At 64.1% G+C, this 12,642-nt stretch carries 18 protein-coding genes; 10 read left to right on the plus strand and 8 right to left on the minus strand.

Annotated features, from left to right (window positions below; translation table 11 throughout):
• Positions 1 to 18: 18 nt before the first annotated feature.
• The gene (locus AC0L2O_RS02475; protein WP_369725902.1) at positions 19 to 312 is read right to left on the minus strand and encodes an antibiotic biosynthesis monooxygenase; all 294 of its coding nucleotides are present in this window, start codon (positions 310 to 312) and stop codon (positions 19 to 21) included.
• Positions 313 to 497: 185 nt separating this feature from the next.
• Between AC0L2O_RS02475 and AC0L2O_RS02480 the strand changes: the two genes are divergently transcribed.
• Together AC0L2O_RS02480 and AC0L2O_RS02485 are read left to right on the plus strand one after the other, a co-directional pair.
• Positions 498 to 716 carry a hypothetical protein gene (locus AC0L2O_RS02480; protein ID WP_473368553.1) on the plus strand — a complete coding sequence of 73 codons (219 nt, stop codon included), beginning with the start codon at positions 498 to 500 and terminating at the stop codon, positions 714 to 716.
• An 8-nt stretch (positions 717 to 724) separates the two neighbouring features.
• A complete protein-coding gene (locus AC0L2O_RS02485) occupies positions 725 to 1,189 on the plus strand; it encodes a hypothetical protein (RefSeq protein ID WP_473368554.1) in 465 nt (154 codons plus the stop codon).
• Between the two features lie 57 nt (positions 1,190 to 1,246).
• Here the strand turns inward: AC0L2O_RS02485 and AC0L2O_RS02490 are convergent, their stop codons facing one another.
• From AC0L2O_RS02490 to AC0L2O_RS02500, 3 genes are all read right to left on the minus strand, one after another.
• The gene (locus AC0L2O_RS02490; RefSeq protein ID WP_473368555.1) at positions 1,247 to 1,675 is read right to left on the minus strand and encodes a hypothetical protein; all 429 of its coding nucleotides are present in this window, start codon (positions 1,673 to 1,675) and stop codon (positions 1,247 to 1,249) included.
• Positions 1,676 to 1,692: 17 nt separating this feature from the next.
• Complete coding sequence (locus tag AC0L2O_RS02495; protein WP_473368556.1) at positions 1,693 to 2,046, minus strand: hypothetical protein; 354 nt, start codon at positions 2,044 to 2,046, stop codon at positions 1,693 to 1,695.
• Between the two features lie 63 nt (positions 2,047 to 2,109).
• Positions 2,110 to 2,652 carry a hypothetical protein gene (locus AC0L2O_RS02500; RefSeq protein WP_369725907.1) on the minus strand — a complete coding sequence of 181 codons (543 nt, stop codon included), beginning with the start codon at positions 2,650 to 2,652 and terminating at the stop codon, positions 2,110 to 2,112.
• Positions 2,653 to 2,978: 326 nt separating this feature from the next.
• Here AC0L2O_RS02500 and AC0L2O_RS02505 point away from each other — a divergent pair, with 326 nt between their 5' ends.
• Both AC0L2O_RS02505 and AC0L2O_RS02510 read left to right on the plus strand, forming a co-directional pair.
• Positions 2,979 to 3,791, plus strand: coding sequence for a hypothetical protein (locus tag AC0L2O_RS02505; protein WP_473368557.1), 813 nt, complete (start codon positions 2,979 to 2,981; stop codon positions 3,789 to 3,791).
• Between the two features lie 187 nt (positions 3,792 to 3,978).
• Positions 3,979 to 4,332, plus strand: a complete 354-nt coding sequence (locus AC0L2O_RS02510; protein ID WP_473368558.1) for a hypothetical protein — start codon at positions 3,979 to 3,981, stop codon at positions 4,330 to 4,332.
• Between the two features lie 307 nt (positions 4,333 to 4,639).
• On the opposite strand, the gene AC0L2O_RS02515 is transcribed toward AC0L2O_RS02510, so the two are convergent.
• The 3 genes from AC0L2O_RS02515 to htpX form a co-directional block, all read right to left on the minus strand.
• Complete coding sequence (locus tag AC0L2O_RS02515) at positions 4,640 to 5,281, minus strand: tetratricopeptide repeat protein (RefSeq protein ID WP_473368559.1); 642 nt, start codon at positions 5,279 to 5,281, stop codon at positions 4,640 to 4,642.
• A 171-nt stretch (positions 5,282 to 5,452) separates the two neighbouring features.
• Positions 5,453 to 5,626 carry a hypothetical protein gene (locus tag AC0L2O_RS02520; RefSeq protein ID WP_473368560.1) on the minus strand — a complete coding sequence of 58 codons (174 nt, stop codon included), beginning with the start codon at positions 5,624 to 5,626 and terminating at the stop codon, positions 5,453 to 5,455.
• 254 nt (positions 5,627 to 5,880) lie between these two features.
• Positions 5,881 to 6,837 (minus strand): zinc metalloprotease HtpX, encoded by a 957-nt coding sequence (gene htpX, locus AC0L2O_RS02525; RefSeq protein ID WP_369725911.1) that lies wholly within the window; start codon positions 6,835 to 6,837, stop codon positions 5,881 to 5,883.
• A 153-nt stretch (positions 6,838 to 6,990) separates the two neighbouring features.
• On the opposite strand from htpX, the gene AC0L2O_RS02530 reads away from it, so the two are divergent.
• From AC0L2O_RS02530 to AC0L2O_RS02555, 6 genes are all read left to right on the plus strand, one after another.
• Positions 6,991 to 7,221 (plus strand): hypothetical protein, encoded by a 231-nt coding sequence (locus tag AC0L2O_RS02530; protein ID WP_473368561.1) that lies wholly within the window; start codon positions 6,991 to 6,993, stop codon positions 7,219 to 7,221.
• Between the two features lie 41 nt (positions 7,222 to 7,262).
• Complete coding sequence (locus tag AC0L2O_RS02535; protein WP_473368562.1) at positions 7,263 to 7,454, plus strand: hypothetical protein; 192 nt, start codon at positions 7,263 to 7,265, stop codon at positions 7,452 to 7,454.
• 29 nt (positions 7,455 to 7,483) lie between these two features.
• Positions 7,484 to 8,797, plus strand: a complete 1,314-nt coding sequence (locus tag AC0L2O_RS02540; RefSeq protein WP_473368563.1) for a lytic murein transglycosylase — start codon at positions 7,484 to 7,486, stop codon at positions 8,795 to 8,797.
• A 212-nt stretch (positions 8,798 to 9,009) separates the two neighbouring features.
• Positions 9,010 to 9,513 carry a DUF1993 domain-containing protein gene (locus AC0L2O_RS02545; protein WP_369725915.1) on the plus strand — a complete coding sequence of 168 codons (504 nt, stop codon included), beginning with the start codon at positions 9,010 to 9,012 and terminating at the stop codon, positions 9,511 to 9,513.
• 171 nt (positions 9,514 to 9,684) lie between these two features.
• Positions 9,685 to 10,788 carry an alkene reductase gene (locus tag AC0L2O_RS02550; protein ID WP_369725916.1) on the plus strand — a complete coding sequence of 368 codons (1,104 nt, stop codon included), beginning with the start codon at positions 9,685 to 9,687 and terminating at the stop codon, positions 10,786 to 10,788.
• Between the two features lie 241 nt (positions 10,789 to 11,029).
• Positions 11,030 to 11,836, plus strand: coding sequence for a tetratricopeptide repeat protein (locus tag AC0L2O_RS02555; RefSeq protein WP_473368564.1), 807 nt, complete (start codon positions 11,030 to 11,032; stop codon positions 11,834 to 11,836).
• Here AC0L2O_RS02555 and AC0L2O_RS02560 read toward each other — a convergent pair.
• The gene (locus AC0L2O_RS02560) at positions 11,825 to 12,535 is read right to left on the minus strand and encodes a hypothetical protein (protein WP_473368565.1); all 711 of its coding nucleotides are present in this window, start codon (positions 12,533 to 12,535) and stop codon (positions 11,825 to 11,827) included. The two genes, AC0L2O_RS02555 and AC0L2O_RS02560, sit on opposite strands and share 12 nt — an antisense overlap.
• Positions 12,536 to 12,642 lie beyond the last annotated feature (107 nt).

A 12,642-nucleotide genomic window follows, 5' to 3' on the forward strand; every position in this document is an offset into this window, starting at 1 on the left:
GAGCGCTGCGACCGCCTCCTACGCCAGCGTATGCACGATCACCGGACCGGCGACCGCGCGCGCGTCTCCAGCGAGCAGCGGACCGAGGTCTTTCTCGATCCAGGCGATGGCACGCCTGTTCGCCTCCTCCGCCTGCTCGAACTTGTCGAAGATCGAGATCGCGGTGACCGTATCGTCGCCGGCATACACGACGTAATAGGCGCGAAAGCCCTCGACGTCGCTGATGATGGGAACGGCGCCGTCCTTGATGCGGCGCGCCAGCTCTTCCGCGCTCCCGCTTTTGGCTTTGGCCTGACGAATGGCGGCGTACATGGGATCCTCCCGGCTGCGTGTGGGCCCGGCGCCCAATTGCGATCCTACGCCGAAGCAGCGGATCGATCCACGCTTGCGTGCGCAGTTGGCGACGCACCCTGCTGTCTGCCATTGTCGTTGGAACTTCCGCTTTTTCCCGATGTTGCCGGACAAGCTGCGTGCGGTGATGTACCGCCGGTCGGGCGATGAAGAACTTTTCAAATGCGGAATTCTCCCCCGAGGTCATCGAGATCATGAGCGCTGCGCTGACAGCGGCGGTCGCAACGCTGCCCGAGCCGGTCCATGCCGGGCATGTCGACGTACTTGCCCAATCCATCCTCCGCACGGCGAATGCGGGCGAGCGCGATGTCGCGGTGCTCGAGCGGATTGCGCTGATGGAGCTCCAGCTCGCGCCGCGGTCATGACGAGGTCAATGATGAGAATTGAAACGGGCTTTGCTGCAGTTGCTTTCCTGCTTTGCGCCTCCCACGCCGCACATGCCGCGAGCTGGACTACCTATCGCATTCCGGAAACGGGCACCGCGGTGGACATTCCGGGCTCCATTTTTACCGAAGAGGCCGGCAAGCCGGACGGCTATGGGCAGCGGTTTCGCTCGGCCGACGGCAGCGCGGATCTCACCGTGCAGGCGGTGCCCCGGACCGGCGAGTCGCCGGCAGCGTTCCTCGCGCGGAAACATCCGCCGTCCGGCATCGTCTATAAACGCATCACCCCGCGCTTCTTCGTGGTCTCCAGCGTCAAACGCGATGCGATCTGGTACGACCGCTGCAACTTTTCCGGCCGCTACGTGCATTGCGTTTTGATCAACTACCCGGCGGACCAGAAACGGCAGTGGGACAGTGTCGTCACCAGGATCAGCAACACCCTGCATGGCGGTTGAAGTCCGGGGCAGGTACAAAAAAGCTGCCCGACGCATCGGGCAGCAGTGTCGTGAGGACTAGCGAACCGTCGTCGACGTCGTCGACATGCTCGGCTTGGAGCCCGGCACATGCGACATGGTCTTGGTGGTCGAACCGACCTGCTCACCCGCTTTCACCTTGGTGCGCGTGTGCGAGCGGCTGAACGTGCCGCCCTCATGCGCCTGTGCGCGGGCATTGGCGTTGAGCACCGGGCCATTGCCCTTGTTCATGCTGGTGCCGGTCTGCGCTTTGCCATTGGCTACCGCCGCGCTGCCGCCGGCCGCAATCGAGGAGCCGGTGCGGCCGGACGCCGAAGTCGAGGTGCCGCCGGTGCCGAGCGTGGTGGCCGAGGTGCCGCCGGCAGCCGCGGACCCACCGGTGCCGCCCGTCATGCTGGTTTGCGCAAAGACCGGCGAGGAGGCTGCGAGCAGAAGCGCGACCGCCGAGGCCGTGATAAGTGCTTTCATGAATCAATCCTCTTGGTTCAAGGCGACGATGTCGAAATCGTGCAGCCATTGACAGTGACTGTGCTGGCGCTGGTCGAACCAGGCCCACCTGACGTCGATGACGAGCTCGACACGTTGCCGCCGCCGGCCTGGACATGCACCGACGATCCTCCGGCCGAACTCGAGCTCGACAACGACCCAGCCGACGAGCTCGATCCAGTCGTGCCGGAGCCAGACGAACCGAGTGCGGTGATGCTGCCGTCAGGATGTTTTTCGACGGTCACCTTGCAGGTCTCGCCCGATGCGTTCTTGCCGGTCTTTTCCATGGTCTCCGCAAAAGCAGTGCTGCCCATCAGGGCGATCACCGCGATCGCAATGCTCGACTTGTTCATTGCGTTCTCCTCCAACAGAGATGAAGGGAGCGGCATTGCCGCCGCTCCCTTTGGACCAAGGCGTCAGTCCTTGTCCTTGTCCTTCTTCATCTCATCCTTGTGGTGGCCTTTGCCCTTTTCCATGCCCATGTCGCCAGCATGGCCGGCGGATGAGCCGGCTGCGCCGACTGTCGAGCCGCTCTTGCCGCCACCCGCGGACGAGCCGCCGGTGCCGACAGTCGAAGCGGAGTTCGATCCCGAGCCCGCTGCGGAGCCGCCGGTGCCTAGACTCGACGAGCTCTTGCCGCCACCCGCCGAGGAGCCGCCGGTGCCGAGCGTCGAAGCCGAACCGGAACCGGTGCCGCCGCCGGCCGCGGAGCCGCCCGTGCCGACCGTGGAACTGCTGGTGCCACCGCCCGCGGACGAGCCACCGGTGCCGAGCGTTGAAGCCGAGCCGGAGCCGCTACCGGAGCCCGCTGACGAACCGCCGGTGCCGATCGTCGAGTTGCTCGTGCCGCCGCCGGCCGAGCTGCCGCCCGTTCCAACCGTCGAACTCGATTGCGCGACCGCGAGTGCAGTACCGGCCAGCAGCGCCGCTGCGGCCGCAGACAATTTCAGGATCCTCATGTCCCATCTCCTCCAATTTTCAAATTGCCAAAAGAGGCGTGGGATAAAGTGGCAAGCATACGAAACGTTCCGACGGCATTTGCACCGGCTATGCACGAAACGCGTTGCATTGAAGTAGCCGCTACGACGATGCGTTCCGTCGATCTCGACGCTCCTGAGCAGCGGCTGATGCTCCTGCTTGGTTAACCCGGGACTAACCCGCATCCAGCGGTCTGCAACCAGCCATTAAGCACGCCTCAACATCGCTGCCTTAGTCTCGCCCTACTCACTTTTCGCAAACAACGGCGGCTTATCCTGCCGCGTGAAGTGACATCAGGGGGTTCATCATGCGCGTTGCATTGCTGCTGGCTGCGACCGTCGTCGGCACGCTCTTCGCCAGTCCATCCAATGCCGGCTCACCCGAGGCTGCATCCGCCGATGCCGCGCAGGCGCTGCCGCCCGGATTCCAGAGCTACCGCGGCTACATGTTCGACCTGTCGGAGAACTCCGACCGCAAGGATGTCGACAAGCTCACCGAAAATCTGAAACGCCAGATCGACGTCGTGGAGAGTGTCGGCCTTTCGCCGCGCGTGACGCGCTTCTTCCGTACCGTCCCGATCATCGCGAGCGAGCTGGCCTGTCTCGACGAAGGCGCCGCCACCGCCTGCTACGGCCGGGTCACGCCGGACATCCAGCGCACGGCGCCACGGACGCTGACGGTGTGGGATCACGACAAGCAGCGCTGGACCAATCCGAACGCCGTGGACCTCGCGGTCGATTCGGGGCTCGGCGTGATCATGGTGCGGCCGGACATGATGCGTTACGAGAAGGAAGCCGTGCTGCTCCACGAGATGTTGCACGCCTATCACGCGCGGCTGTTGCCGGACGGCTACGCCAACAAGGGCGTGATCAGCTATTACGCTTACGCGAAGTCCAAGGACTTCCTGCCCAAGGAAGCCTATGCGCTGAAGAATCCCATGGAATTCTTTGCCGTGACGGCCAGCATTTTCCTGGCCGGCAAAAGCGAATTCCACGACCCCAAGACCCGCGAAGCGCTCAAGGAAAAAATGCCGGACTATTACAAATATCTGGTCGGCGTGTTCGGCTTCGACCCCGATCCGGCGGCGGCTTCCAGCGGACCGGTGGCCTCGCTGAAGTGAAGCGGAGCTAGCGCCCCTCGCGCCAACCAACCCCAATCATCACGGCAAAGGTCGCGCTCCCCAGCGCGGCCTTTTTGTTTTGTAAACCGGAAGCTGCGGATGACGCGCGGCCGGGAATTGCCAAGCCGGGGCTCGATCTGCATAGTCCCGCCCGCATCGGTACCTGTTTCGAAAAGGATAGAACAACATGGCGGACGCCGACCTGGATGTCGTGATCCGGCAACTGGCCAGACAGCTGCATACGGGCCTGATGACCCGCGCCAAGGAGCGGCGGGATCGCCTCAACGGCCTTGCGGCCAAGGCCAAAGGCAAGGAGACGGGCGACCGCTTCAAGATGATGGCCAAGGCCACGATGGAGCAGGCGACCGCCGCCGCCAAACGCCTCCAGATGTCTGCCGACAACGTCGCCGACAGCTATGCCCGCGCAATGCGAGCAGCGGCCAGCACGCCGGTCGCGGCCAAGGCGGACCAGAAGAAGGCGGAGAAGAAGGCGCCGAAGGAGAAGCCGGCGAAGAAGGCGAAAGCGAAGAAGGCGAAATAATCGCGACTGGTGAATTTCACCTCTCCCCGTTTGCGGCAGGGCTGTCGCATATGGCTTTTACGAGGACCGCGCGGCTTGCTCCGCCTCTCCCGCTTGCGGGAGAGGCCGACGCGCTCGCAGAGCGCGGCGGGTGAGGGCTCTCACAACACAGGGACATCCTCAGCAACTCTCGACAATCCCGACGCGGAGACACCCCCCACCCCAGCCCTCCCCCGCAAGCGGGAGAGGGAGCCCACTGCCGATGCCGCCGCATCGTGCAGGCCATATGCGATAGCCCCGCCGCTTGCGGGGAGAGGGGGAGCAACTCTCACCGCTGCGGCCCGGAGACCTGCGTCGGCTCGGTGGTCGAGAGCTCGGCAAGCTTCGCGCGGGCAGCAGCGTGGGTGCGGCCGTCCTTGCCTGGAGGCAACGCAAGCGCGGCTTCGAAATCGGCGCGGGCATCGTCGGCCTGGCCGCGGGCGAGGAACGCCAGGCCGCGATCGAAGCGGGCTTGCGCGTCCGACGGGTCGAGGCGGACGGCGGTGCTGTAGCTCAAGATCGCGCGGTCGAGATCGCCTTTGGCGGCGAGCGCAATGCCGCGCTCGTGATAGGGCGCGGCGAGCCTGGGATCGAGCGCGATCGCCTCGTCATAATCGGCAATCGCAAGCTCCACCGCACCGTTCTGCCGGTAGGCCAGCGCGCGATCGCGATAGAGCGAAGCGCGGCTGGGATTGAGGTGGATCGCTTCGTCGAAATCGGCGATTGCCCGCTGATAGTCGCCGTGGCGCAACGCGATCCGCCCGCGCCCCTCAAAGGCAAAGGCGATCAGCGAGCCGCGAAACGGCGAGAAGCCGATCACGGCCGAGCAGACATCCGGCTCGTCTTCGTCACCGCAATTCACGACCGTATGCGTGGACAGGCCAATGAGCACGCCCAGGACGATCAACAATGGCACTACAGCTCTGGTCATGGTCGACGGTGACCGGCAGCGCGCCGGCCACGCATTCCCTTTCGAAGGAATACTCTCGACCAGGTGTTAACATTGGCAGGACCTGCCCTGTGTGCGCCAGATCACAAAGGCGCGCGACGACATTGCTGCGCATGAGCAGCGCTCAGAACGCCAGCAGTTCGGAGAGCCAGGTCAAGTCGAGAACCAGAAGAAGCTCTTCCAGGCCATCAAGGCGAGCAAACAGCACCAGCCTACCGTCACTGCTGCGAGTGACGTCAGGAGAAGCGCGCCTTCCATTCGTTCTAAAAAGCCCTCACGCGGTGCAATATCGCGTTCGACCACGTGCTCGATCTGCAACGGTGCCATGCGAACCTCCGGCAATTTGCATTTGCAAACTCTGCCACTCGGCAAGCATTCCAACCTGTTGCTCTCCCAGCCAAGGCGAGCAACGCTGGTCTGACTCAATGTGCGACAGAGCGCAAGAGACATTTCGGATCGTGCGCGGCAGCAGTCTGCATCCTGACGATGACCGCGGCGGCTACCGGCAATGCGACGTTGCGCGAGAGATTTCGCGCTCGAATTGCAGCGTCGCAGACATGCGTTCGCGCCGCCGCGATCGCTCAGCCCCAAGGACCGCGTGAAGGACCGCGTGACGGACCACGCGACGACGAGCGGCCCCACGGTCCCTGCGGCGGATAGTTTTCATTGGCACCGACCGACGGCATGGCCTGCGCGCCGAGCTCGGCTGCCAATTGCTGGAGCGCCGCGATGCGGTTCTGCGTCGAGGGATGGGTGGCGAAGAGACTGTCCACGCCATGGCCCGACAGCGGATTGATGATGAACATGTGCGCGGTCGCGGGATTGCGCTCGGCCTCGAGATTCGGCACCTGATGCGCAGCATTCTCGATCTTGACCAGCGCCGATGCCAGCCACATCGGCTGGCCGGCGATGCGCGCGCCGAGATTGTCGGCGGCATATTCGCGGGTGCGGCTGATCGCCATCTGCACAAGCATGGCGCCGAGCGGCGCCAGGATCATCATCAGGATCGAGCCGACAATGCCGGGACCGTTGTTGTCGCGGTTGCCGCCGAAGAACATCCCGAACTGCGCCAGCATCGAGATCGCACCGGCAATGGTCGCGGTCACCGTCATCAACAGCGTATCGTGATGTTTGATGTGCGCGAGTTCATGCGCGATCACGCCGGCGAGCTCCTCGCGGCTGAGCTGGCGCATCAAGCCGGTGGTGACGGCAACCGCGGCGTTCTCCGGATTGCGGCCGGTCGCGAATGCGTTGGGCTGCGGCTCGTCCATCAGGAAGACGCGCGGCATCGGCAGCCCGGCGCGGCGCGCAAGCTCGGCGACCAGGCCGACCAGCTCCGGTGCGCTGGCGCGGTCGACCTCATGGGCGCCGTACATCGAGAGCACCATGCGGTCGGAGTTCCAGTAGGTGAAAAGATTGGTCGCCGCCGCAATCAGGAGCGCGATCATGGCGCCGCCGGCACCACCGATCAGATAGCCCACGCCCATGAACAGGGCGGTGAGGCCTGCGAGAAGCATTGCGGTACGAAGATAGTTCATGGCCGTCTCCCGGGCCGGCCACGGCCGCTCGAGGCGTCGAAAGGCCGGCGAGCATGAGGTGGGGATGACCCCGGCTGGCCCGCAAGGTTTCAGGGTGCGTCGCGGCGCCGCGGCTATTGACCCAGCCCGGGACAACCGGGCACGATCGACGCCATGCATTTCGAGATTCTCGGCGAAATGACCGAGGTCGAAACCTTCGCCAGCGGCTCGGGCATTCGCGAGATCGCCCGGCTGCGACGAATCTATGGACGAGGCCGCTGGCGCAAGCGCAAGGGTGTCGCCCGAGTGCGATTATCCGGTGGCTCTATCCACCTCGCTGAGATACATTGGTATGAGGCTGCCGGCATCGGCCGCAAGGAATTCAAAATCAAAGGCCTGCTCTGAAGACCATGACGAAATCGCGAAGCAGGCAACTGGTGATCTGCGTGAACAACGAGGGCTACGGGGCCTCTCTGGAGAAGCGCAAGATCTACGAGGTGCTGCGCGACCCGGCGGCCGATAAGCACGGCATGCTGCGGATCATCGATGAGTCGGGCGAAGACTATCTTTATCCGAAGACATTATTCCGCTCCATCGCATTGCCGCTCGCCACAAAGCGCGCCGTATTGGCGGCCTGACGCTCATCCGCCCAGCACCAGAGATATTGATGCCGATGAACTGCCTTGGTTCTCGCCTTGCGGTCGCAACGATCGCGGTCTCATTGACCTTCGCTCTTCCCGCCTTCGCCCAGTTCGCGCCGCCGGCTGCAAGGCCTGCCGCTCCGAAGGCGGCGGCCTCACCGCGCGCGGCATCGTGCCACAACGGGGCGAACTTCGATCGCTTCCTGGCTGATGTGAAACAGAAGGCGGTGGCGGCCGGCGTATCGCAACGGGCGCTTTCGGAAGCTTCGCCATACCTCATCTACGACCAGGGCATCGTCAACCGCGACCGCGGCCAGCGCGTGTTCGGCCAGCTCTTCACCGAATTCGCCGGCCGCATGGCCGCACCCTATCGCATGCAGAACGGCCAGCAGCACATCAAGACATACGCCGCCGCGTTCGCGCGCGCCGAGAAAGAATACGGCGTCCCGCCGGCGGTGATCGCCGCGTTCTGGGGACTGGAGAGCGATTTCGGCGCCAACATGGGCAATCTGCCGACGCTGAAATCGCTGGTGTCGCTGGCCTATGACTGCCGGCGTTCGGAGATGTTCGTGAACGAGACCATCGCCGCGCTGAAGGTCATCGACCGCGGCGATCTCACGCCGGAGGAGATGATCGGCTCCTGGGCCGGCGAACTCGGCCAGACGCAATTCCTGCCGACGCATTACGTGAATTACGCCGTCGACTATGACGGCGACGGCCGGCGCGACCTGCTGCGCAGCGCGCCCGACGTGATCGGCTCGACGGCGAACTACATCGCCAACGGATTGAAGTGGCGGCGCGGCGAGCCGTGGCTGGAAGAGATCAAGGTACCGCAGAACCTGCCGTGGGATCAGACCGATCTCACCGTACAGCAGCCGCGCGCGAAATGGGCCCAGCTCGGCGTGACTTATCCGGACGGAAGGCCGCTGCCCAACGACAATCTCGCGGCCTCGGTGCTGCTGCCGATGGGACGGACCGGACCGGCCTTCATGGCGTATCCGAATTTCGCAGCCTATACCGAATGGAATAACTCGCTGATCTATTCGACCACCGCGGGCTATCTCGCCTCGCGCATCGCGGGCGCCGCGCCGATGCGCAGGCCGGCCGGGCAAGTGACGCAACTGCCGTTCAACGAACTCAAGGAATTGCAGCAGTTGCTGGTGCGCGCCGGCTTCAATGTCGGCAAGGTCGACGGCGTGCTCGGTCAGCAGAGCCGCGCTGCGGTGAAGGCGATGCAGATCAAGTACAGCCTGCCCGCCGATTCCTGGCCGACCGCGGAGCTGCTCGCGCGCATGCGCGGCGGCACGGCCCAGGCGCAACCGGCGAGCGCGATCCGCTGAGCGCCCTTTGTCGTGCCCGTCAAGGCGGGCATCCAGCGCTTCGGTTCGATCCCTGGCGTCTCGGCGTACTGGATCGCCCGGTCAAGCCGCGATGACAGTCGGAGAACTTTCGCACTGCACAGGCCGTTTCCGCGATTGTAATTTGCCATGACGCTCCCATGTCTGTGGCTCAGGTTTCTCCTGAAATCTCCCACCATTGAAGCGAGCATCACATGTCCTTTCACGACGCCGTCGTCCCCGCCTACTTGCAAATGCTGAACAGCCTCATCGGCCTGCTCACCAAGGCAGAGGCGCATTGCGCGGCCAAAAAGATCGACCCGAGCGTCCTGCTCGGCTCGCGCCTGTTCCCGGACATGTTGCCGCTCTCGAAGCAGATCCAGCTGGCCAGCGATTTCGCCGCCAAGGGCTGTGCACGGCTGACGCATAGCGACCTGCCCTCGACGCCCGACACGGAGACGAGCTTTGGCGAGTTGAAGCAGCGTCTCGCCAAAACGGTCGACTACGTCAAATTGTTCAAGCCGGAGCAGTTCGAGGGCGCCGACACCAAGGACGTCACCTTTCCGGTGGGCCCGGACCGGTCGATGACTCTCAAAGGCCAGCAATTCTTCAGCGCGTTCTCGCTGCCGAACTTCTATTTCCACGCCGCGACCGCCCACGGCATTTTGCGCCATAACGGCGTCGAGATCGGCAAGCGCGATTTCATGGGCCTGAACTGAGTTCGCGGGCCGCGGCAGCCGGAATCGGCTGCCGCCGCCCAAATTGCACATGGATTATGCTGCGCGGGCCCTGCCGCGCAGCACGCCTGCACTTTCCGTATGGCTCCTCCCTTGCGTTGATTGCCGCGATGCACAAATGTTCCGGACCTCTCATCGTCTGGAAGCATACTCATGAGCCGTCCCACCAAATTGTTTGAGACCTACAAGCTCGGCCCGATCACGCTTGCGAACCGTTTCGTGATGGCCCCGCTGACGCGCAACCGCGCTGCGCCCGGCACTTTCGTGCCGAGCCCGCTCGCCGCCGACTATTACGGCCAGCGCGCTTCCGCGGGCCTCCTGATCACCGAGGCGAGCCAGGTCTCGCAGCAGGGCCAGGGCTATCAGGACACGCCCGGCATCTACTCCAAGGATCAGGTCGCCGGCTGGCGCAAAGTCACCGAGCGCGTCCATGAGCGCGGCGGCAAGATCTTCATCCAGCTCTGGCATGTCGGCCGCATCTCGCATGTCGACCTCCAGGCCAATGGCGCAGCCCCGGTGGCGCCCAGCGCGATCCGCGCCAAGGGCAAGACTTTCGTCAACGGCACCTTCGCCGACGTCTCCGAACCCCGCGCGCTCGAGCTCTCCGAAATTCCAGGGATCATCGACGACTTCAAGCGCGCCGCGAAGAATGCATTGGAGGCCGGTTTCGACGGCGTCGAAATCCACGGTGCCAACGGCTATCTGCTCGAGCAGTTCGCCAAGGATGGCGCCAACAAGCGCACCGACGCCTATGGCGGCTCAATCGAGAACCGCGCGCGGCTGACACTGGAGGTCTCCAAGGCCGTTGTTGCCGAGGCAGGCGCCGACCGCACCGGCATCCGCATCTCTCCGGTAACGCCGGCCAACGATATCTCGGACTCGAACCCGCAAGCCTTGTATGACCATATCGTCGATGGCCTCAGCGCGCTGAAGCTGGTCTATCTCCACGTCGTCGAAGGCGCCACCGGCGGTCCGCGTGACATCGCGCCGTTCGACTATGCGGCGCTGCGCAAGCGCTTCTCCGGCACCTATGTCGCCAACAACGGTTACGATTTCGAGCTAGCGACCAAGGTCCTCGATGCGAACGCGGCCGATCTCATCGCGTTCGGCAAGCCGTTCATCTCCAACCCGGATCTGGTCGAGCGGCTGAAGCAGGGCGCGGCGCTGAACGATTGGGACAAGAACACGTTCTACGGCGGCGGTGCCAAGGGGTACACGGATTACCCGGCGCTGGAAGCGGCCGAGCCGGCGGAGTAGGTCGTCGTCGCCGCTCCATCCTCCGTCATTGCGAGGAGCCCGCGACAAAATTGCAGAGCAATTTGCGCTGGCGATGAAGCAATCCGGACCGCCTCCGCGGAAAGACTCTGGTTGCTTCGCTTCGCTCGCAATGACGGTGTGGGGTCGGCGGGCCGAACTCACAAAGAAAGCAAAAAAGGCCGGGATCGCTCCCGGACTTTCCCGTATTGCTGCGTCGTGGCATCCTTGCTCTAATGCGACGATGGATGCCATCGAGACACTCGTTCGCCGCGCGACTGAAGCGTTCAATTCGGGCAAGCCGGATGAGGCGCAACGTCTGTGTGAACAAGGCCTTGCACGCGAACCTGGCGATCCGGTGCTGCATCATGTGCTGGCCGCTGTGTTGTTCTCCAGGAATGCCATCGCCCCTGCTCATGCGCATATCGACGTGAGCCTTGCCAAGCGCCCCGGCAATGCCGCAGCACGGCTGCTTGCCGCCCGCATTGCGCGCAGCGAGGGGAACTTCGACGTCGCGCTCGCGCACATCGATGCCGCGATCGCCACCAGCCCGCAACGCGAAATGTTCGTCGAGAAGGCGAGAACACTCGATCAGGCTGGCCTGAGGGCTCAAGCACGAGAATCCTGGCGAGCGATCCTAAAGGTCATCCCCGGTCACCAGGAAGCGGCGGCACGGCTCGGCCGGCTGACGTGGGAGGATGGCGATCCCGCCACCGCCGCTAACCTGCTCGAACAGGCGGTCGCAACGGGCGCACCGGCTTCGGTATGGTTCGATCTTGGCGTCGCGCGACAGGATTTGCGTGACCACACCGGCGCTGCAAGCGCCTACCGCAAGGCGTTCGAACTCAAGCCCGACCATGCGGAGGCCGCGCTCAATCTCGGCATCGCCTTGCAAGAGAGTGGAGCGGTCGACGACGCCATGCGCGCCTTTGCCCAGGCCTATCGCCTGCGGCCGCAATTGTTCGGCTCGATCGCGATGGCGCTGACCTCGGCCTCACATGGCCGCCTCTGGCTTGACGAGGACGGATTGCGCCGCGCATTAGGAGATTAGGCGTCCACGTTTCGCACGGAAATGCTTGCGGTAGACGTTGGGCTCGGCCAGCACGTCGGCAACGACCTTCGCGTAAGCCTGCTGGTGAGGCTCGTCAAACGCCTCGAACACGAGCTCAGGTGCCTCGCGCGGTACGGCAAAACACTGCGCGACCGGAGTCCCCTTTTCGAGAACGCCGGAAAAACCCGGCTCAATCCATACGGCCGGAAAGTTGATGCCGCCGTCGTGAAACCGGTCGGCGTCGACCAGACCCGAAACCAGGCGGAATGGCAGATCATCGCGATTGACCGGATGCGTCGCGAACAGCGACCAGCCGGGCTCGAGCTCGATCGTCCAGAAACTGTTGAACTTGATCGCAGACCGCCCGTTCGCGAAAGGCGCAGCAGCGAATTGGGCTGCGGGGTGGAAACTCAGAGGCGCACGCGGATGTCCCGAGGTCGCCGGCTCCGGGATGTCCCAATCCCAACTGAATTGTCCCGACTCGATCCTGATGTCGCATGGCAGCGGAATCATGACGCCATGGGCCATCGCATCGACGACGGGCGGACATTGCTTGACCGTACGTATGTCTCGGCCGTGGACGTCCGAGTGCGCCTTCGCCGGCATTGCGCGCAGCCAGTCGGGCAAGGCTCTGCGCGCCGGATAGGGCCGGATCAAGTGGTCGGCCAGCATGGGATCGCAACGGAACGTCATGCGCATGGCGAAGTCTCGCTTCGGATCTAGGCCCGCCAATTCAGATCAAGGCCGTCGGCAACGCAATAGGCCAATAAGACAAAAGGCCGGGATCGCTCCCGGCCTCCTGCTCC

It is taken from the genome of Bradyrhizobium sp. Kon10 (assembly GCF_055807395.1).

Coding starts and splice junctions, on each gene's coding strand:
- AC0L2O_RS02545 (WP_369725915.1), top strand. CDS start 9,010: ATGTCCTTTCACGACGCCGTCGTCCCCGCCTACTTGCAAATGCTGAAC.
- AC0L2O_RS02480 (WP_473368553.1), top strand. CDS start 498: ATGAAGAACTTTTCAAATGCGGAATTCTCCCCCGAGGTCATCGAGATC.
- AC0L2O_RS02515 (WP_473368559.1), bottom strand. CDS start 5,281: ATGACCAGAGCTGTAGTGCCATTGTTGATCGTCCTGGGCGTGCTCATT.
- AC0L2O_RS02510 (WP_473368558.1), top strand. CDS start 3,979: ATGGCGGACGCCGACCTGGATGTCGTGATCCGGCAACTGGCCAGACAG.
- AC0L2O_RS02475 (WP_369725902.1), bottom strand. CDS start 312: ATGTACGCCGCCATTCGTCAGGCCAAAGCCAAAAGCGGGAGCGCGGAA.
- AC0L2O_RS02490 (WP_473368555.1), bottom strand. CDS start 1,675: ATGAAAGCACTTATCACGGCCTCGGCGGTCGCGCTTCTGCTCGCAGCC.
- AC0L2O_RS02530 (WP_473368561.1), top strand. CDS start 6,991: ATGCATTTCGAGATTCTCGGCGAAATGACCGAGGTCGAAACCTTCGCC.
- AC0L2O_RS02555 (WP_473368564.1), top strand. CDS start 11,030: ATGGATGCCATCGAGACACTCGTTCGCCGCGCGACTGAAGCGTTCAAT.
- AC0L2O_RS02500 (WP_369725907.1), bottom strand. CDS start 2,652: ATGAGGATCCTGAAATTGTCTGCGGCCGCAGCGGCGCTGCTGGCCGGT.
- AC0L2O_RS02550 (WP_369725916.1), top strand. CDS start 9,685: ATGAGCCGTCCCACCAAATTGTTTGAGACCTACAAGCTCGGCCCGATC.
- AC0L2O_RS02560 (WP_473368565.1), bottom strand. CDS start 12,535: ATGCGCATGACGTTCCGTTGCGATCCCATGCTGGCCGACCACTTGATC.
- AC0L2O_RS02540 (WP_473368563.1), top strand. CDS start 7,484: ATGCCGATGAACTGCCTTGGTTCTCGCCTTGCGGTCGCAACGATCGCG.
- AC0L2O_RS02495 (WP_473368556.1), bottom strand. CDS start 2,046: ATGAACAAGTCGAGCATTGCGATCGCGGTGATCGCCCTGATGGGCAGC.
- AC0L2O_RS02520 (WP_473368560.1), bottom strand. CDS start 5,626: ATGGCACCGTTGCAGATCGAGCACGTGGTCGAACGCGATATTGCACCG.
- htpX (WP_369725911.1), bottom strand. CDS start 6,837: ATGAACTATCTTCGTACCGCAATGCTTCTCGCAGGCCTCACCGCCCTG.
- AC0L2O_RS02505 (WP_473368557.1), top strand. CDS start 2,979: ATGCGCGTTGCATTGCTGCTGGCTGCGACCGTCGTCGGCACGCTCTTC.
- AC0L2O_RS02485 (WP_473368554.1), top strand. CDS start 725: ATGATGAGAATTGAAACGGGCTTTGCTGCAGTTGCTTTCCTGCTTTGC.